Raw genomic sequence first — 17,914 nt, forward strand, 5'->3', positions numbered from 1 at the left:
GTAACAATATCGGAAGCTATCCGTCTTGAGTTTGAATGGTTACATACAGCCATTTTATTTCTAACTAACGTTCAAGCGAATTCCGATTATATGAAAAAGTTAATAACGCTGAAAAACATTAAAACTGTACTTACATATTTAGTGATTTACTATTTATCTGTTAAAATGATTTGTTTTGCGATCCCTAAAATTCTTTTTATGCAGTTTAGAATTCCAAGTTATTCAGCTTATGTAACACTTGCTGAAATGTCAGAATATATGCATATGTGGTCATTTTTTGGCAGATCGCATAACTATAATATTTTTTTAGGAATTACAGAGTTTTTAATAGGTGCATTGATTCTATTTAAAAGAACACGATTAATAGCATTACTGATATCATTTGGCGTTTGCATTAATATATTAATTTTAAATATTGAATTTAAAATTCTATTTGCAACTTATCATATATTATTGGATTTTACGATCACTATTATTTTACTTTCAGGTTATCGAAAAGACCTTTACCGTTTTTTTATCAAACTTGGTGGTAAACGAAATGGGGTGATTTTAAAATCAAAAAAGAAAGTTGTTACATTATTTCCGTGTGTTTTTCTCATTCTAATTTCTGTTTCTTATTTCTCTTTTTCTTTATACGTGAAATCAACATATATAGGTGATGCAAACATCATTGGTGCATACACAATTGAAAAAATAAATATAAAGGACTCTATTTTTAAACCTAGTATAGGAGCTATTGGAAAAGAACCCATGATATTTCTTGAAAATAACAATCAATTTATATTATCTACAGAAGACACACTATATGTAGGTGCTTACAAAATAGACAATAAAGATATTATCATTACTCTTAATAACTCAACAAGATTTGGAATGAAATCTTTTACAGGCATCATGAATGCTAATCATTTAGAAGGAAAAAATGATAATGGAAATCCTATACATATATCTTATAAGAGAATCTCTGGCAAAAAAAATTATCTAAATGATTTGTATAGATAGTTACTCAAATTAGTACTACCTATTATTGTATGTCATAACTATTATATAAATACATACATATCTATTATATTTAGGAATGTGGAATATATCATACATATGCCTATAGTATATAAATGTCTTTCTGCTTAAAAAAGAATTTTACTTTTAAAACAGTTAATGCTCAATAATGAACGATAAGGATTACTTTTCTCATGTATATGAAATCGCGAGTCACCTCAACAAAGAGTTCTCTTTACATGCTGCGCTTCGTAAATCGTTAGAGAAGACTACTGAAATCTTGAATATTGAAACAGGATGGATTTGGCTGACTGAACCTGATAACGAATCTGTTTATTTAGCTGTTTCTCATAATTTACCGCCTGCGTTAAGCAATCATCCTGAACGCTTATCGGGTTGGTGTTACTGTATCAAGCAATACTTCGCAGACGATATTAGCCAGGCAGTGAACATCAGCGAAATTGCCTGCTCACGATTAAAAGATATCAGCTCAGGCACCAATGATTTAAAATTTCATGCAACTATCCCAATTATCATTAATGATCAAAAGGTAGGTCTCATTAACTTACTAAGTAAAGAAACACGACAACTTAATGAAAAAGAACTAACCATTCTGAATACGATTAGTGAATTGGTTGGAACTGCGATACAACGTACCCGTTTACAACATGCTACTAGTAATGTAGTGCCAGAAACAACCTTGAGTAAAATCTCTGAGGCAGTACTGTTTCCTAATATAGAAGCTATCATTTCATCTCTTGAAAGCACAAAGAGTGACAAAAACAAAATAAAAGAAGCTCTTAATAAAGCAGCAGACTTACAAAAACAATTAAAAACCCTACTTAAGGAAACAGTAGCAATAGAACAAACAGGAAAAACTATCCAGGAGTTTAGTTACCCGGAAATACCTATTACAAAACGAGAGCTTCAAGTACTTACACTTATAAAAAAAGGACTTACTAATGAGCAGATCGGCACACAACTATTCATCACAGAACGAACTGTCAAATTTCATATTACTGCCATACTCTCCAAACTCAATGCTACCAATCGTACAGAAGCCGTAGATATTGGTTTCAAAAGAGGACTTTTTAGTTTATAACCATTATTAAATCGTCATTACCTGTACCAAAGTACAGGTATCTTTCTGTACATAAGTTCGTTTTACATATCATTCTCTCTGTTGATATTTGTCCTAACTAATAAACATTTTATTTATGACACAACATATATATTTAGAACACGCAAACATTACCGTAAGTAACCTACAAGATGCGATACATTTTTTTCAAACTGCATTTCCTCATTTTAAAATACGTGGTGGTGGTAATGATGTTAGAGAATGGGTTCATCTAGGAGATGATCATACGTATGTTGCTATTAATCAAGCAACAGAAAATCATATAAAAGCTGAAAATAACTATGAGAAAATTGGCATCAACCATTTAGCATTTGTTGTGCCTAATGTAGAAGACATTACAAAAAATCTTTTAAGTAATGGGTATCAAAGAGATTACCCAAAACAAGTAGAAGAATTCAGGATTAGAGATTATTTTGCAGATGCAGATGGAAATCAGTTTGAATTTGTGCAATATCTCAGTGAGATACCCGAAGAAAGAAATAAGTATAGTAACTATGTCCGGAACTAAAATGTCTGTTTTACATTACTTTGATTCCTGTCTTAGTTTTCGCGCAAGCAAAAAAACTTTATAAATTATGTAACCGTTTTTAAAAACCTTCCGTCATATGAGCAAATAAATAATTTGTAATCAATTAAAAATCGACAATTATGGGAGGAGAAATTATCGTTGTATTATGCATTTTTGGATCTTTGTTTGGAATCGCATATCTACATTATTCTACACGTAACAAAGAGCGTTTAGCACTTATAGAAAAAGGAATGGATGCTGGAATCTTTAAGCAAACAAGAGAAGCACCACCTATTTGGAAAGTACTCGTACTGAATATAGCCTTATTATTAATGGGTATTGGGACAGGAATTCTAATTGCATTATTGTTTCAAGAAACATTAGGGTATCATGACGCACTATATCCAGGAATCATTTTCTTAATGGCTGGAACGGGCCTTCTTACGGGATTCTTCTTAACAAGAAAATTAGTAAAGTAACTGTATAACACATTGCTTTTGATAGTCAGGTGAGCATATGAGTATGCTTACCTGATTTTTTTTGCTATAAAAAATAGCAATAGTATATAGTTTTGTACTTAAATAAACTCAGCAAAACTCTCGCATTGCTAGTTATTTAAAAGCAGAAAAAGGAAAATATATCCTATTAATTAGCTACCTCGCTAATAAACTTGATCCGATAGAGACGTAATTCTTCGTCATCATAATCTCCATCAAACTCTTCAAGAGCTGCTTCTATACCGTCAGTTTCTGACTCCATAAAATACTCATGCAATTCTTCCTGTTGATCTTCATCTAGAATATCATCAATCCAATATGAGATATTAAGTTTGGTACCACTGTAGACAATCGCTTCCATCTCTTTAATAAAATCTGGCATTTCTTTACCCTTAGCAGATGCGATATCATCTAATGGCAACTTACGATCTACATTTTGAATAATGTATAATTTAAGTCCGCTATTGGCTCCTGTACTTTTGACAATAAGGTCATCAGGACGTAAAATATCATTTTCCGCCACATACTTCTCTATAAGAGAAACAAACTCTTTTCCATATTTTTTGGCTTTGCCATCTCCAACTCCATGAACAGAAGAAAGTTCTTCGATCGTCATTGGATATTTAATAGCCATATCATTTATAGAAGGATCTTGGAAAACGATATAAGGAGGTACATTTAATTTTTTAGATACTTTTTTACGTAAGTCTTTTAGCATCTCTACTAATTTCTTATCGGCTCCACCACCTTTGGCACCTGAGACAATTTGATTACTCGCGCTTTCATCATATACATGATCATCTGTCATCATAAATGACAATGGTGTATCTATAAATGTAAGTCCTTTTTCAGTAATTTTTATCACTCCGTAGGTTTCTATATCTTTTGAGATATACCCTGCTACAAGGGCTTGACGTAACAATGCATGCCAATACGTTTTCTCACGTTCTTTTCCACAACCAAAGAAGGGTTGTAAATGTGTTTTATGTGAGGTAATAATAGCATTTTCGGTACCTAGCATGGTAAAGACTAACTCTTTACTCTTATAAATTTGGTTAGTATCGCGTACTACTTTGAGTACTTTAACTAACTCATCTTTAGCCTCATGTTTCTTTTTAGGATGACGCATATTGTCATCTAGCATTCCTCCTTCTCCTGTCTCATTATCAAACTCTTCTCCAAAGTAGTGTAAGATAAATTTACGTCTAGACATGCTAGTCTCTGCATAGGCAACTACTTCTTGAAGTAAAGCTTGTCCTATTTCCTGCTCTGCTACAGGTTTTCCGCTCATAAATTTTTCGAGCTTCTCAATATCTTTATAGGCATAAAAAGCCAAACAATGTCCTTCTCCTCCATCACGACCTGCACGACCAGTCTCTTGATAATAACTTTCTATACTCTTAGGAATATCGTGATGTATTACAAATCGCACATCAGGTTTATCGATTCCCATTCCAAAGGCAATGGTTGCCACGACCACATCTACATCTTCCATCAAAAACATATCTTGATGTTTGGCACGTGTTTTAGCATCTAATCCTGCATGATAGGGTACTGCCTTCAATCCATTTACTTGGAGCGTTTGTGCTAATTCTTCTACACGCTTTCGCGAAAGACAATACACAATACCACTCTTCCCTTCATTCTGTTTTACAAATCGAATGATATCGCCATCAACATCTTTTGTTTTAGGGCGAATTTCATAATAAAGATTTGGTCTATTAAAAGACGCTTTAAAGGTGTTAGCATTAGTAATTCCTAAATTCTTAAGAATATCTTCTTGTACTTTAGGAGTTGCCGTTGCTGTTACCGCGATAATAGGAATATTATCACCTATACGTTTTATGATATTACGAAGATTACGATATTCCGGTCTAAAATCATGTCCCCATTCTGAAATACAGTGTGCCTCATCTATCGCTAAAAAAGAGATAGGAACAGATCGTAAAAACTCTGCGTTTTCTTCTTTGGTTAGTGATTCTGGAGCTACATATAGTAGCTTTGTAACACCTCTAGAAATATCTTCCTTTACGGTTTTAATTTCTCCTTTTGTTAATGAAGAATTTAACACATGCGCGATCCCATCTTCTTGAGAGATACCTCGCAGTGCATCAACTTGGTTTTTCATTAACGCAATTAATGGAGAAACCACGATTGCTGTACCTCCTTGAAGTAGTGCTGGTAATTGGTAACATAGTGATTTTCCGCCACCTGTGGGCATAATCACAAATGTATGATCTCCTCCAACAATACTTTTGATTACTTCTTCTTGAAGCCCTTTGAACTGCCCAAAACCAAAATATTTCTTAAGTGCAGCGTGTAAGTCTAATTGCCCAGTATTCATTTATTCTTGTGCATTTTTGCATACCTTTGTAGTATATAAATATAGTGAATTCCTTACGGTATACAAACCTAATAAAAACTAAATTTTGAATATTACTCAGCAAATAATTGCTAGCGCCCAGAAAACCATCGTTATAGAACAAGAAGCTATCGCGCATCTTCACTCCTTAATAGATGAAGAATTTGCAAAAGCAGTCGAAGTAATTTATAACTCTCTAGGACGTGTTATTATTACAGGAATAGGAAAAAGTGCCATTATTGCACAAAAAATAGTAGCGACTTTAAATAGTACAGGAACTCCTGCTATTTTTATGCATGCCGCCGACGCAATTCATGGAGATTTAGGAACCATACTACAAGATGATGTTGTAATTTGTATTTCTAAAAGTGGAAATACGCCTGAGATTAAGGTATTGGTTCCGCTTATCAAAAAAACAAACAATTCGCTTATTGCCATTACTTCTAATAGAGATTCTTTTCTAGGAACACAAGCCGATTTTGTACTACATGCGCATGTAGCAGTAGAAGCTTGTCCTAATAACTTAGCACCTACCACTAGTACAACAGCACAATTAGTCATAGGAGATGCTGTAGCTGTAGCCTTATTAGACCTTAAAGGGTTTTCTGATAAAGATTTTGCAAAATACCATCCTGGTGGAGCATTAGGTAAAAAATTGTACTTACGGGTAAGTGATCTTACTCAAATACACGAAAAACCATCTGTAGCACCAGAGGCAAGCATTAAGGAAGTCATCGTAGAAATATCTGCAAAACGATTAGGCGTTACCGCAGTAGTAGAAAACAAAAAAATTATAGGAATTATCACTGATGGAGATTTACGAAGAATGCTTTCTAAAAACGATAACTTTGAAGGACTCACCGCTAGAGATATTATGAGCGCTTCTCCTAAGACTATTGAGAATGATGCCATGGCCGTTACAGCAAAACGTATCCTAGAAGAAAACGGAATTAGCCAGTTATTAGCAACAGATCAAGAAACATATAGTGGTGTTGTACACATACACGATTTAATAAAAGAAGGAATTATTTAATGGCAGACCAAAAAACAAAAAAACAAGAAGCAGAAATGTCTTTCTTGGACCACCTTGAAGTATTACGCTGGCATCTTATAAGATCTACACTTGCTGTTGTGATTATAGGTATTGTCGCTTTTATTTTTATAGATTTTTTATTCGAAGTCGTAATTCTTGGGCCTTCATATCCTGAATTCGTTTCTTATGATATCCTTTGTAAAATATCCGGCCTAGTAGGTATGGAAAAAGGATGTATTGGAGAAGGAGATTTAGATTTTATTATCCAAAGTCGTAAAGTAGGCGCACAATTTAATACTGCTATCTGGACATCTATTACAACAGGTGTTGTTGTAGGTTTTCCATATATACTATATGAATTTTGGAAGTTTATCTCGCCAGGACTCTATGAAAATGAGCGTAAAAGTTCTAAAGGGTTTATTATAATTGCTTCTTTATTATTCTTTATGGGTGCATTTTTTGGGTACTATATTATTGCTCCTTTATCTATTAATTTCTTATCAGGTTTTAAAGTCGCAGATACTATCCAAAATGAGTTTGATATTGATTCTTATGTTGGTTTAATGAGAGCTTCTATCTTAGCTGCAGGTATTATATTTGAACTTCCTATTATTATATATTTTCTTACTAAAATTGGACTAGTAACTCCACAATTCTTACGGAAAAATAGAAAATATGCTTTAGTGATCGTATTGATTCTTTCTGCCATTATTACACCGCCAGATGTTTCAACACAAGTTATTGTAGCAGTTCCTATACTAATCTTATATGAAATAAGTATCGTAATAAGTCGCATTGTTATAAAACGAGAAGAAAAAAGACTAAAAAAGCAGCAAGCAGTATAAAGTTGTTGCAAATATAATATCATAAGATTTCCGCCTTCGCGGAAATAAAAAATAAAATCTATGAGTCAGAAAATAGAAGAATTTAATGAGTATCGTACACGTATGAACGATATGATCCTTGGTGATAACAATAAAATTGTTAAGCGTATTTTTAACTTAGATACTAATGCTTTTACAGCAGGAGCATTAGATATAAAAACAAAAGAACTCTTAGGCCTAGTAGCTTCTACTGTATTGCGTTGTGATGATTGTATAAAGTATCATCTTGAAACAGCATACAAAGAAGGCGTTACTAGAGAAGAGATGATGGAAACTATGAGTATTGCTACCCTTGTAGGCGGTACTATTGTAATACCACATTTACGTAAAGCTAGAGAATTCTGGCATGAACTAGAAACACAAAACGATTAACTAAGTAGCGTTAATACATTCCTAAAGTAATTGATGGTTTTATTACAAATCCATTGAAACACGTATATTTACGATCTATGAAGCTAAGTGCAGAAAATCTAATGAAATCATATAAAGGCCGAAAGGTTGTAAAAGGGATTTCTGTAGAAGTAAATCAAGGAGAAATTGTAGGACTTCTAGGGCCTAATGGTGCTGGAAAGACCACTTCTTTCTATATGATTGTTGGACTTGTAAAACCTAACGGAGGTACCATCCATTTAGACAATCAAGAGATTACCAAATACCCGATGTACAAACGTGCTCAAAATGGTATCGGATATCTTGCACAAGAAGCCTCTGTATTTAGAAAAATGAGTATTGAAGACAACATTCTAAGCGTCTTACAATTAACAAAGCTTTCTAAAAAAGAGCAACTTCATAAGATGGAAGAACTCATTGAAGAGTTTAGCCTTGGACATATACGTAAAAACAGAGGAGATTTATTATCCGGAGGAGAACGTCGCCGTACTGAAATTGCTCGTGCACTAGCTACCTCTCCAAATTTTATACTCTTAGATGAACCTTTTGCAGGAGTAGATCCTGTAGCAGTAGAAGACATACAACGTATTGTTGCTCAATTAAAAGATAAAAATATCGGTATTCTTATTACAGATCATAATGTTCAAGAAACTCTAGCAATTACCGATCGCACTTATTTAATGTTTGAAGGAAGCATCTTAAAACATGGTATTCCTGAAGAACTTGCTGCAGATGAAATGGTACGTAAAGTATATCTTGGACAAAATTTTGAACTTCGAAAGAAAAAAATATTTGATTAAAATAAATCAAAAACAGAAATCCCTTTTCAATACTGAAAAGGGATTTTTTATAATATAGTAAACAATACTAAGATTCTTCTTTTGTTGTTGCCATCTGAGATTTTATAGTCAATACTAACATGGCAGCCCTTCCAATTAAAAAAGTAATTAATCCGAAAACGGTAGTTAATAACGCAACTTTAACCCCTCCAGAAAACATAGGTTGTGATACATTTCCTATAGACTCAATAGCATCAAATGCAGAGATGAGTCCTATAGTAGATCCTAAGAATCCCCATATCATACCAAAAAGACTCAGATGCCCTAGCAACTGATGTACGTGTACTAATTTCTTTTTACCAAGTAAACCTACTATAAATAAAACGATAATAGTGATAATAATAAGTACTAAAGGTACCATAAACACAGGTCCGCCTTCCTGTATACGATCTATTAATTGTGACATAGTGTAATTAAAATATAAAGTTAGTAATAATTAATTTTTAAAATAGACTTGTAAAACCTGCATCATAATTTCCTGCAAAGAAGATGCATATGCATTACTCACAAGGGTCATAGAAGTCTCTTGTTCAGGAAAAAAAATAGCCAATGATTTAAAACCATCTATTTGACCACTCATGCCATAGGCTTGCATTCCCATAACAGGCATCCCTCCTAGCCCCATTCCCATGCCAGTACTCACATCTGTCATTTGTTGATATGAAGTTTGAGAGATAAGCCTTCCTGTATATAAGCCCGTCGTAAACATGTTTACTTCTGATGGAGTACTTACAATAGCCCCCGCCCCTCCAGGAGCACTCATATCTGTATACGCTGTGACCACTTCCCATTGATTATCCGACCATTGATAGGATATTGCCTCTTCCTTACTTTTAGGGCTATCTACACCTACAAATGTGCGTTCTAATTGTAAAGGAGTTATAATTCTAGCTTCAACAATATCATTAAAAGATTTTCCTGTGATATCTTCTGCTATATACCCTAACAAAATATAATTGGTATTACAATACGATGTATCCGTCCCAGGATCAAAAATAACTCCGTTCTTCACCATTCGACCTAACATACTAACTCTTGACTGAGGCATAAGCATCCATGTGCTAAAATCTTCATCTTCCGTAATATTGAATAAACCACTTTGATGTTTTAAAAGGTTCTTAATAGTAATCGACGAAGCATTAGGAAGTTTAGGAAAAAATGCACTTAAAGGTGTATCTATTTGTAGTTTTCCTTCCTCTATTAGTTGTATAATAATGGTTGCAGTATACATTTTAGTAACAGATCCAATACGATATTTGGTCGTTGCGATTGATTTATTTTCTTGCGCTATATTGGCATATCCAAAAGATTTCTGATATACTTCCTTTCCATCTTTATAAATAGAAATCCCTCCCATTGCCTTCTTGGTTGTATCAAGCGTCTCAAAAATGGCATCTAATTGATCTTCTTGTTGTACTTGAGCTACTAAAGGACAAAAACTCAATAAAAAAAGAAGTGTTATGTTTTTCATAAGTCGTTATAATTAATGATGATTGATAATTCAAATGTATCTTTTATACGCTTTCGCGAAAGCGTAATGCGATCAACTCCCATTTTTATACTTGTTATAACCATAAACCACTTCCAAACGACATTCTATCAAATTAAATACTAAGAATTGTCATTTAAGGAGGTAAATCAGTAATCTATCTCAAAAATCGGTATAGTTAAAAGATTTTACACACCTTTGTAGGATGCTAAAATCGATTCTAAAGGAATTAAAATTCACACCACTACACCTCTTATTATGGATAGGTGTCTGGTTGTTTTATACATACTTTTTTAGTTATGGCTCTAATAACGAACGATTTGTATTTTGGTTTTCGACAAGTTTATTACCTGTAACCATTAGCATTACCTATTTTGTATCTTATATACTTATTCCCAAATACCTCATTACAAAAAAGTATGTGAAGTTTGGTATCTATCTTTTTTATACACTTATATGTTCTGTATATCTGATACTTATCATTACGTTTATAAACCTTGTATTTCTATCTAATTTTGATATTCGAGAAATGCCACTATTATCTCGTAATGTCGTATTTGTATTGATACTCGTATACTTAGTGGTAAGTGTTGTATGTTTTGTTCAATTATTAAGATATAATCACAAAACAGCAAACCGTAATCAGGAACTTGAAAATAAATTACTAGAAGGAAAACTAGTATTAAAACAGAAAGAACTTTATTTGTTAAAACAGCAAATACATCCTCATTTTCTCTTTAACACATTAAATACCCTATATGGTTTTGCCTTAAAAGGATCTGAAGAAACGCCAGATCTTATTTTAAAACTCTCCAACTTGTTAGATTATATTCTTAATCAAATTGACAAACCTAAAGTCCCGTTATCTGAAGAAGTCAAACATATCGAATCCTATATAGGGTTAGAGCGTGTACGTTTTAGAGATTCTCTAAGAGTAGAATTTACGAAAGACATTCACAAAGAAATTAGTATTCCTCCAATGTTATTTATAGCTTTTGTAGAAAATGCTTTTAAACATGGAACAGCTATTGATGGTTTACTAGTGATCAATATGAGTTTAAAAACAACAACTAATCAATTGTTGTTTGCCATTCAAAATACGATACATCCAGATAAAATAAGTGCTGAAAGTCATGGTATCGGTATTGAAAACACAAGAAAAAGGTTAGAAAGTATTTTTCCAAACCAATATACACTAACCCAAAGTAAAAATGAAACTCATTATACTGTACAACTAGAAATACAATTACACTCATGAGTACAACGTATACAGCTATACTTGTAGATGATGAACCTACAGCAAGAGATATTCTCACTACACATCTTAGCAAAATAGATACTATAGAAGTAATCGCAAGTTGTAAAAATGCTTCTGAAGCCTTTTCTGTTTTAAGCAAACAACAGGTAGATCTTGTGTTTTTAGATATTAATATGCCTGAAGTGACAGGACTTATGTTTGCAAATGCCATTCAAGGGAAAAGCAAAGTGATTTTCACTACTGCTTACAGAGAGTATGCCGTAGATGGATTTGATCTTCAAGCCGTAGATTATTTATTAAAACCTATCTCTTTAGAGCGTTTAATGAAGGCGGTACACAAATTTACTGAAGAGCAAACAACTGCTGTACAAATAGCACCATCATATGATTTTACATTTTTTAGATGCGATCGAAAAATGATGAAAGTTAACTTTGATGCTTTATTATATACTGAAAGTTTAGGAGATTATGTGAAATTATATACCACGCAAGAAATATTAATTACAAGAGAAACAATAAGCACTATTTTAGATAAATTACCCAAACAACAGTTTATGAGAACACATCGTTCATTTATTATAAACATTTCAAAAATAGATAGCTTTACAAACGAACATATCACCATAGGACGCGCATCTATTCCCATAAGTAGGAGTTATAGAAATACTGTTGCTCACCACCTTACTACAATAAAATAAGTAGCTATAAAAACTATAATACTTATCTTTGCAAGCCAACTTAATTTGTTTCGACAGAAAGTAGGATAACAATAAAAAATTTCTAACAGAATTTATATACACCTATATATTCAAGGAAGAAATGACATGCTAATGAAGACAGAAATAGAAAAAAACACAGATCATTACCAAGAGCAAATAGAAGCAATAGGAGATGATCATGTAAGTTCAAGTGCAATCACTCCATTAAGAGATGATGCTTTTGAATTAAGTGATATTGAAAAAATAGCAAGCATCAAGAAAGATGTTGCTCATATTATGGAAACTTTAGGTCTTGATATGACCGATGATAGTTTAAAAGGAACCCCTACGCGTGTTGCAAAAATGTTTGTAAACGAAATCTTTGGAGGGTTACATCCTGATCGTAAACCCAAAGCCTCTACTTTTGACAATAATTACAAGTATGGAGAAATGCTTGTTGAAAAAAATATTGTTGTGTATTCTACTTGTGAGCATCACCTATTACCTATTGTAGGGAGAGCACATGTAGCTTATATCTCAAATGGAACTGTGGTGGGACTTTCTAAAATGAACCGTATTGTAGATTATTATGCAAAACGCCCTCAAGTACAGGAACGTCTTACAATGCAAATTGTACAAGAACTTCAAGAAGCTCTTGGAACAAAAGATGTAGCTTGCGTTATAGATGCAAAACATTTATGTGTGAATAGTCGTGGTATTCGAGATATAGAAAGTAGCACAGTAACCAGCGAGTTTGGAGGGAAATTTAAAGAAATCGCAACACGTAGAGAATTCCTTGATTATATCAAATTAGATACTGATTTTTAGTACACTATCTACAAACACAGTAAAATAGAAGTTTATATTGTGTCCAGTCGAAATGTATATATAACCCAATAAAAAGATCGTCTATTACTAGACGATCTTTCTACTTTATAAATTAAATAATAACTATTATCAGTAAGTAATAGTTCTATGTTCTGTATCTGGTGAAACGCTAAACTCATGTGCCCAATGTACACTTTGCCCAGAATTAATCGTGTAATAAAAAGGTGCTGCGGGTACTCCTACAGACCAATCTACTGTTCTCCTAGCGATATTACAGAAGCAATATCTAAATCCTTGCGCACTATTAGTATATGAAGGATATCCAACACCATTTCCTGTATAATTGATCTCGTAGTTTAAACGATTATACTTCTTTACAGTTCCCCAATAGTAGCGCCATCCAAAAAACCAATAACGCTTTCTTTTCTGTACTTTAGTAGAAAAACCTAAATTACTATAGAACCACCAGTATCCATTGAATTGTCTAGATCGCATACGATACTGTCCGCCAGTAAAATAATCATAATGAGTTACTCCTCTTTGATTGTCTGCTGTTGTTGCTTCTCTTTCTAAGTCTTCAGAGATATCTTCATTATTATTATGGCGATATACTAGTAATTCTTCGCTAATTTGTTGAGAATCTCCTTTCTCTATACGAATTTCACCTGCATTAAAATTTTCTAAAAAACCGGCTATTTGCTCACTCGCTCCTTGCTCATACTGATATACAAATTCTCCATTAACTCTAAAAACCTGATTAGCGACTCTAACCTCTCCGTTTTTATTTAATAAAAGATGCAACATATCATCATATGAATGTACAATGGCAACGTCTTCCATTTTAATTCCTAATTCATCTAATGTTGCTAAATCTGAATCATAGATAAAAAGTAAGGAATGATACCCATTCTCTGCAGATCTACTTCTAGCGACATCTAAAAGATCAGCATCTGATTCTTGTAACTCTCTAATAAAACCTTCCATCTCATCAAAGGAAGAGAATTCTAGCATTTGCGTTGTTGATTCGGCTTGTGCTTTTCCATCATTGGTTAGGTTTAAAGAGTCTGTGTCTTGTTGAAACTCTTCTACAGCATCATCTTTACTACAAGCAAAAATAAATGCACTCATCATTAGTAATATGAATATTCTTTTCATGATTTGATAATTAATTTTTCCTACTCTCTCTAAGGCTTTTCGGATTACGCCTTTTTAAATACCTGATCAGAGTACTGTAACATTCTGAATTAAAGATATTTACATCATCAATTCTTCTACAAATATTTAAGGAAATTATAAAGTTTACAAGAAGTATATATCTGTTTTCAGGGATAATCCACATCCGTTTTCAGGAATTCAGACACAACAATAAACTGCTCATTATCAGCAACAAAGAAGTTTCGCAATGATATATATTAAATAATAGGCGTATAAACTATTGAGAGACAAATGTTATGTAGATATATAACATGTAATACTACTATTTTTCAAAAAACATCCACTATTTAAGAAAAACAACATAAAATACTGTAAATCTATATGTTACAAAAAAAAAAAAAAAAAAAATCCTCTATAACCAGTTATCTAAATACTTTATTGATTTAAAACACACCTATAAATAGCTCAAATCATAAAATTACTAAGGAATCTATAGAAAAGCGACAAACAAAGAAATATGCTTTTGATATTGACATAAAGCATACTATCTTCGTTATCAATAAAGTTAACAATCATTTAAAAGCCCAAAAAATGGCATTATACAAAGAGCAACAACTAAAAATATACAATTCTCTCACTGGGAAAAAGGAAGATTTTATACCCCTTCTCGAAGGACATGTTGGAATGTATGTTTGTGGCCCTACAGTATATAGTAATGTCCATTTAGGAAATGTACGTACATTCATGAGTTTTGATATGATCTTTAGATATCTAAAACACCTAGGATATAAAGTACGCTACGTTCGTAATATTACAGATGCAGGACATCTTACAGATGATGGGGATCAAGGTGAAGATAAGATTGCAAAAAAAGCGCGTCTTGAAAAAATAGAACCTATGGAAGTGGTACAACAATACACTGTTGACTTCCACAATATCTTAAACACCTTTAATTTTCTCCCTCCAAGTATAGAACCTACAGCAACAGGGCATATTATTGAACAAATTGAGATTATTAAAAAGATCATAGAAAATGGATATGCCTATGAAAAAAATGGCTCTGTTTATTTTGATGTTGTGACTTTTAATAAAGATCATGAGTATGGAAAATTAAGCGGGCGTAAGCTAGAAGATATGATTGCTAATACACGTGCATTGAATGCTCAAGATGAAAAAGAAAACCCACAAGACTTTGCTCTTTGGAAAAAAGCAGGTCCAGAACATATTATGAGATGGCCTAGCCCTTGGGGAGATGGATTCCCTGGATGGCATCTAGAATGTACAGCCATGAGTACAAAGTATCTTGGCGATCAGTTTGATATCCATGGAGGTGGTATGGATTTAAAGTTTCCTCACCACGAATGTGAAATTGCTCAAAATGAAGCCGCTATAGGGACGGTACCTGTTCGTTACTGGATGCATGCAAATATGCTTACTCTTAATGGACAAAAAATGTCAAAAAGTACAGGAAATAGTATCAATCCAGGTGAAATATTTACAGGGGATAGTCCGCATTTAAGTAAAGGATTTGCACCTAGTGCAGCGCGTTTCTTTGTTTTACAGGCAAATTACAGAAGTATCCTTGACTTTAGTGATGATGCATTAGTTGCTAGTGAAAAAGGGTTTGGTCGCTTAATGGAAGCCATGAAAATCATGAAGTCATTAGAAACGGCTCCTAAAAGTAGTATGGACATTACTGCATGGAGACAGTCTTGCTATAATGCTATGAATGATGACTTTAATAGTCCTATTTTGATTGCCCAACTTTTTGAAGGTGTGAAACAAGTACACTTAATTAAAGATGGTAAAGCGACGATCACAGCAGACGATTTAAAATTACTGATACAAACGATGGAGTCTTTTGTATATGATGTGTTAGGTCTTGAAGATGGGGACGCTTTCGCGAAAGCGGATGACTCCAAGCTCTCTGGTGCTGTAGCATTATTAATCAAACTACGTAAAGAAGCACGTGAAAATAAAGACTTTGCTACCAGCGATAAAATACGTGATGAACTATTAGCATTAGGTATACAGCTGAAAGATGGTCGTGAAGGAACTACCTTTACCCTAAACTAATGCCATCTATTAAGAAAATAGCAATAGCGCCGTTTTTAGGTATTATTTGGTTTTATCAAAAGTTTATATCCTCTTGGACACCTTCGTCATGTAGATATACGCCTACCTGTTCTCATTACACAAAAGAGGCGCTTCAAACGCACGGCCTTATTAAAGGAAGTGGATTGTCTATAAAACGTATTTTATCTTGTCATCCTTGGGGTGGAAAAGGGTATGATCCTGTGCCTCCAAAAGAAGACAAGAAAAAATAAGTTAAGAATACCCAGAAGGAAAATGGACTTTGTTATCTTTACCCATACGACAATTATACGTTACAAATCACTATGATCGCACTTAAATTTACTTGGAATCCACTTACAGGAATAGATCTTGGTTTTTTAACCATTCACTTCTATAGTCTTATGTTTGTAGTTGCCTTTTCTTTAGGATACTATCTCACTAAAAAAGTATATAACAATGAAGGCATTGCTCAAGAAAAGTTAGATTCTCTTTTTATATACGCCGTAGTTTCTATTTTAATTGGAGCTCGTTTAGGACATGTTTTATTTTACCAAGACGAATTATTATCAGAAGATCCTCTATCTGTGTTTTTACCATTTCGATTTAATCCTGAATTTGAATTTACCGGTTTTAGAGGATTGGCAAGTCACGGAGCTTTTATTGTAGGTATGTACGGAATGTATAGGTATAATAAAAAAGTACTCAAAAAATCAATGCTATGGGTTTTAGATCGCGTATCCATACCTGTTGCATTAGGTGCTGTATTTGTACGATTAGGAAATTTCTTTAACTCAGAAATGGTCGGTAAAATTACAGATAGCTCACTAGGAATTAAATTTATACAAGACGAGTTTACGGAAAGACGCGCAACAGCTTTCACAAAAATAGATAATGGAAAAAAAGCCTTAAGAGCTCTTACAGAAGACCCTCAATATGCAGATGTAATTGCAGAGATTCCATATCGTTATCCAGGGCAATTAATGGAGGCAGCAGGCTATGTAATTGTATTTTTCATTATACTCTATATGTACTGGAAGACAAAGGCTTCTGAAAAGCTAGGACTTTTGTTTGGTACCTTTGTATTGCTACTGATGGGTGTTCGATTAATTGTTGAAAACTTTAAAAGAGAACAAGTAGAAGGTCGTGAAGATTGGATTTTAGGCCTTAACACAGGACAAATATTAAGTATCCCATTTATTTTGATAGGCATTTATTTAGTATTTACTGCATTGAATAGAAAAGATAAAGAAGCATAGTTGTATGAAAACCTTTCTAAAAATAACCTTCATTCTTTTTGCTTCTATAGCTGTATATAGTTGTAAAGAAAGTAAAAAAGATACTATAATTACAGAAACTGAATTTGTATTCACAAAGGAAGGAACGCTTACATTAACCAAAGCAGATGGTTCGCTTATTAAAACGATAGACGTTGAGTTTGCAGAAGATGACTATGAACGTGAGACTGGATTAATGCATCGTAGTAGTATGAAACCGCTTCAAGGAATGTTATTTATACAAGATATAGAACGTGTTCAGAACTTCTATATGAAAAATACACTCATTCCATTAGATCTTATTTTTATAGACAGTAATAAGAAAGTGGTTTCCTTTGCTGAAAATGCAAAACCTCTTGACTTAACAAGCCTTTCGTCTCAAGTACCAGCCAAATATGTCTTAGAAATTAACGGAGGTCTCTCTGAAGAGTGGATTATTGAGATAGGTGATACTGTTGATTGGACCAGAGATTAAAATGACTT

General features: G+C 33.3%; 19 protein-coding genes. 15 read left to right on the forward strand and 4 right to left on the reverse strand.

All coding sequences use genetic code 11. The features are described from left to right. Nucleotides 1–90: 90 nt before the first annotated feature. The 4 genes from Q1A01_RS07890 to Q1A01_RS07905 all read left to right on the forward strand — a co-directional run bounded on the left by Q1A01_RS07890 (nucleotide 91) and on the right by Q1A01_RS07905 (nucleotide 3,127). A complete protein-coding gene (locus Q1A01_RS07890; protein WP_299678539.1) occupies nucleotides 91–1,002 on the forward strand; it encodes a hypothetical protein in 912 nt (303 codons plus the stop codon). 166 nt (nucleotides 1,003–1,168) lie between these two features. After that, a complete protein-coding gene (locus Q1A01_RS07895; RefSeq protein ID WP_299678542.1) occupies nucleotides 1,169–2,101 on the forward strand; it encodes a LuxR C-terminal-related transcriptional regulator in 933 nt (310 codons plus the stop codon). 115 nt (nucleotides 2,102–2,216) lie between these two features. Beyond that, nucleotides 2,217–2,648, forward strand: a complete 432-nt coding sequence (locus tag Q1A01_RS07900; protein WP_299678545.1) for a VOC family protein — start codon at nucleotides 2,217–2,219, stop codon at nucleotides 2,646–2,648. A 140-nt stretch (nucleotides 2,649–2,788) separates the two neighbouring features. Beyond that, nucleotides 2,789–3,127 (forward strand): DUF6249 domain-containing protein, encoded by a 339-nt coding sequence (locus tag Q1A01_RS07905; protein WP_299678548.1) that lies wholly within the window; start codon nucleotides 2,789–2,791, stop codon nucleotides 3,125–3,127. 166 nt (nucleotides 3,128–3,293) lie between these two features. On the opposite strand, the gene Q1A01_RS07910 is transcribed toward Q1A01_RS07905, so the two are convergent. Further along, the gene (locus Q1A01_RS07910) at nucleotides 3,294–5,489 is read right to left on the reverse strand and encodes an ATP-dependent DNA helicase RecQ (RefSeq protein ID WP_299678551.1); all 2,196 of its coding nucleotides are present in this window, start codon (nucleotides 5,487–5,489) and stop codon (nucleotides 3,294–3,296) included. Nucleotides 5,490–5,574: 85 nt separating this feature from the next. Between Q1A01_RS07910 and Q1A01_RS07915 the strand changes: the two genes are divergently transcribed. From Q1A01_RS07915 to lptB, 4 genes are all read left to right on the forward strand, one after another. Beyond that, nucleotides 5,575–6,540, forward strand: coding sequence for a KpsF/GutQ family sugar-phosphate isomerase (locus Q1A01_RS07915; protein ID WP_299678554.1), 966 nt, complete (start codon nucleotides 5,575–5,577; stop codon nucleotides 6,538–6,540). Next, on the forward strand, nucleotides 6,540–7,385 hold the full coding sequence (gene tatC, locus Q1A01_RS07920; RefSeq protein ID WP_299678557.1) for a twin-arginine translocase subunit TatC: 846 nt from the start codon (nucleotides 6,540–6,542) through the stop codon (nucleotides 7,383–7,385). The genes Q1A01_RS07915 and tatC overlap by 1 nt, the downstream gene beginning before the upstream one ends. Before the next feature lie 60 nt (nucleotides 7,386–7,445). Continuing rightward, entirely contained in the window at nucleotides 7,446–7,796 is a 351-nt protein-coding gene (locus tag Q1A01_RS07925) for a carboxymuconolactone decarboxylase family protein (RefSeq protein WP_299678560.1), read from the forward strand. 77 nt (nucleotides 7,797–7,873) lie between these two features. Next, a complete protein-coding gene (gene lptB, locus Q1A01_RS07930) occupies nucleotides 7,874–8,614 on the forward strand; it encodes an LPS export ABC transporter ATP-binding protein (protein WP_299679040.1) in 741 nt (246 codons plus the stop codon). Between the two features lie 67 nt (nucleotides 8,615–8,681). Here lptB and Q1A01_RS07935 read toward each other — a convergent pair whose 3' ends face one another. Beyond that, on the reverse strand, nucleotides 8,682–9,059 hold the full coding sequence (locus Q1A01_RS07935) for a MotA/TolQ/ExbB proton channel family protein (RefSeq protein ID WP_299678564.1): 378 nt from the start codon (nucleotides 9,057–9,059) through the stop codon (nucleotides 8,682–8,684). Nucleotides 9,060–9,089: 30 nt separating this feature from the next. Then, nucleotides 9,090–10,124 carry a serine hydrolase domain-containing protein gene (locus Q1A01_RS07940; protein WP_299678567.1) on the reverse strand — a complete coding sequence of 345 codons (1,035 nt, stop codon included), beginning with the start codon at nucleotides 10,122–10,124 and terminating at the stop codon, nucleotides 9,090–9,092. Between the two features lie 223 nt (nucleotides 10,125–10,347). Here Q1A01_RS07940 and Q1A01_RS07945 point away from each other — a divergent pair, with 223 nt between their 5' ends. From Q1A01_RS07945 to folE, 3 genes are all read left to right on the forward strand, one after another. Next, the gene (locus Q1A01_RS07945; protein WP_299678570.1) at nucleotides 10,348–11,400 is read left to right on the forward strand and encodes a sensor histidine kinase; all 1,053 of its coding nucleotides are present in this window, start codon (nucleotides 10,348–10,350) and stop codon (nucleotides 11,398–11,400) included. Beyond that, entirely contained in the window at nucleotides 11,397–12,098 is a 702-nt protein-coding gene (locus tag Q1A01_RS07950) for a LytTR family DNA-binding domain-containing protein (RefSeq protein WP_299678572.1), read from the forward strand. Before Q1A01_RS07945 ends, Q1A01_RS07950 begins: the two co-directional genes overlap by 4 nt. Nucleotides 12,099–12,230: 132 nt before the next feature. Beyond that, nucleotides 12,231–12,926: a GTP cyclohydrolase I FolE gene (folE, locus tag Q1A01_RS07955; RefSeq protein ID WP_299678575.1), complete on the forward strand. Its 696-nt coding sequence runs from the start codon at nucleotides 12,231–12,233 to the stop codon at nucleotides 12,924–12,926. A 129-nt stretch (nucleotides 12,927–13,055) separates the two neighbouring features. Here the strand turns inward: folE and Q1A01_RS07960 are convergent, their stop codons facing one another. Then, a complete protein-coding gene (locus tag Q1A01_RS07960) occupies nucleotides 13,056–14,081 on the reverse strand; it encodes a hypothetical protein (RefSeq protein WP_299678578.1) in 1,026 nt (341 codons plus the stop codon). A gap of 591 nt (nucleotides 14,082–14,672) precedes the next feature. On the opposite strand from Q1A01_RS07960, the gene cysS reads away from it, so the two are divergent. The 4 genes from cysS to Q1A01_RS07980 all read left to right on the forward strand — a co-directional run bounded on the left by cysS (nucleotide 14,673) and on the right by Q1A01_RS07980 (nucleotide 17,906). Next, nucleotides 14,673–16,157: a cysteine--tRNA ligase gene (gene cysS, locus Q1A01_RS07965; RefSeq protein WP_299678581.1), complete on the forward strand. Its 1,485-nt coding sequence runs from the start codon at nucleotides 14,673–14,675 to the stop codon at nucleotides 16,155–16,157. Continuing rightward, complete coding sequence (gene yidD / locus Q1A01_RS07970; protein ID WP_299678584.1) at nucleotides 16,157–16,408, forward strand: membrane protein insertion efficiency factor YidD; 252 nt, start codon at nucleotides 16,157–16,159, stop codon at nucleotides 16,406–16,408. The genes cysS and yidD overlap by 1 nt, the downstream gene beginning before the upstream one ends. Nucleotides 16,409–16,480: 72 nt before the next feature. After that, a complete protein-coding gene (lgt, locus tag Q1A01_RS07975; RefSeq protein WP_299678587.1) occupies nucleotides 16,481–17,413 on the forward strand; it encodes a prolipoprotein diacylglyceryl transferase in 933 nt (310 codons plus the stop codon). A 4-nt stretch (nucleotides 17,414–17,417) separates the two neighbouring features. Next, nucleotides 17,418–17,906 carry a DUF192 domain-containing protein gene (locus tag Q1A01_RS07980; protein WP_299678590.1) on the forward strand — a complete coding sequence of 163 codons (489 nt, stop codon included), beginning with the start codon at nucleotides 17,418–17,420 and terminating at the stop codon, nucleotides 17,904–17,906. Nucleotides 17,907–17,914 lie beyond the last annotated feature (8 nt).

Source organism: uncultured Dokdonia sp. (assembly GCF_947492815.1).
GTDB lineage: Bacteria > Bacteroidota > Bacteroidia > Flavobacteriales > Flavobacteriaceae > Dokdonia.

What these genes read in the sequence shown, in the direction of transcription:
- Q1A01_RS07940 (WP_299678567.1), bottom strand. Translation starts at nt 10,124, where the DNA reads ATGAAAAACATAACACTTCTTTTTTTATTGAGTTTTTGTCCTTTAGTA.
- Q1A01_RS07895 (WP_299678542.1), top strand. Translation starts at nt 1,169, where the DNA reads ATGAACGATAAGGATTACTTTTCTCATGTATATGAAATCGCGAGTCAC.
- folE (WP_299678575.1), top strand. Translation starts at nt 12,231, where the DNA reads ATGAAGACAGAAATAGAAAAAAACACAGATCATTACCAAGAGCAAATA.
- Q1A01_RS07900 (WP_299678545.1), top strand. Translation starts at nt 2,217, where the DNA reads ATGACACAACATATATATTTAGAACACGCAAACATTACCGTAAGTAAC.
- cysS (WP_299678581.1), top strand. Translation starts at nt 14,673, where the DNA reads ATGGCATTATACAAAGAGCAACAACTAAAAATATACAATTCTCTCACT.
- Q1A01_RS07935 (WP_299678564.1), bottom strand. Translation starts at nt 9,059, where the DNA reads ATGTCACAATTAATAGATCGTATACAGGAAGGCGGACCTGTGTTTATG.
- Q1A01_RS07980 (WP_299678590.1), top strand. Translation starts at nt 17,418, where the DNA reads ATGAAAACCTTTCTAAAAATAACCTTCATTCTTTTTGCTTCTATAGCT.
- yidD (WP_299678584.1), top strand. Translation starts at nt 16,157, where the DNA reads ATGCCATCTATTAAGAAAATAGCAATAGCGCCGTTTTTAGGTATTATT.
- Q1A01_RS07905 (WP_299678548.1), top strand. Translation starts at nt 2,789, where the DNA reads ATGGGAGGAGAAATTATCGTTGTATTATGCATTTTTGGATCTTTGTTT.
- Q1A01_RS07910 (WP_299678551.1), bottom strand. Translation starts at nt 5,489, where the DNA reads ATGAATACTGGGCAATTAGACTTACACGCTGCACTTAAGAAATATTTT.
- Q1A01_RS07945 (WP_299678570.1), top strand. Translation starts at nt 10,348, where the DNA reads ATGCTAAAATCGATTCTAAAGGAATTAAAATTCACACCACTACACCTC.
- Q1A01_RS07950 (WP_299678572.1), top strand. Translation starts at nt 11,397, where the DNA reads ATGAGTACAACGTATACAGCTATACTTGTAGATGATGAACCTACAGCA.
- lgt (WP_299678587.1), top strand. Translation starts at nt 16,481, where the DNA reads ATGATCGCACTTAAATTTACTTGGAATCCACTTACAGGAATAGATCTT.
- Q1A01_RS07925 (WP_299678560.1), top strand. Translation starts at nt 7,446, where the DNA reads ATGAGTCAGAAAATAGAAGAATTTAATGAGTATCGTACACGTATGAAC.
- Q1A01_RS07960 (WP_299678578.1), bottom strand. Translation starts at nt 14,081, where the DNA reads ATGAAAAGAATATTCATATTACTAATGATGAGTGCATTTATTTTTGCT.
- lptB (WP_299679040.1), top strand. Translation starts at nt 7,874, where the DNA reads ATGAAGCTAAGTGCAGAAAATCTAATGAAATCATATAAAGGCCGAAAG.
- tatC (WP_299678557.1), top strand. Translation starts at nt 6,540, where the DNA reads ATGGCAGACCAAAAAACAAAAAAACAAGAAGCAGAAATGTCTTTCTTG.
- Q1A01_RS07890 (WP_299678539.1), top strand. Translation starts at nt 91, where the DNA reads ATGAAAAAGTTAATAACGCTGAAAAACATTAAAACTGTACTTACATAT.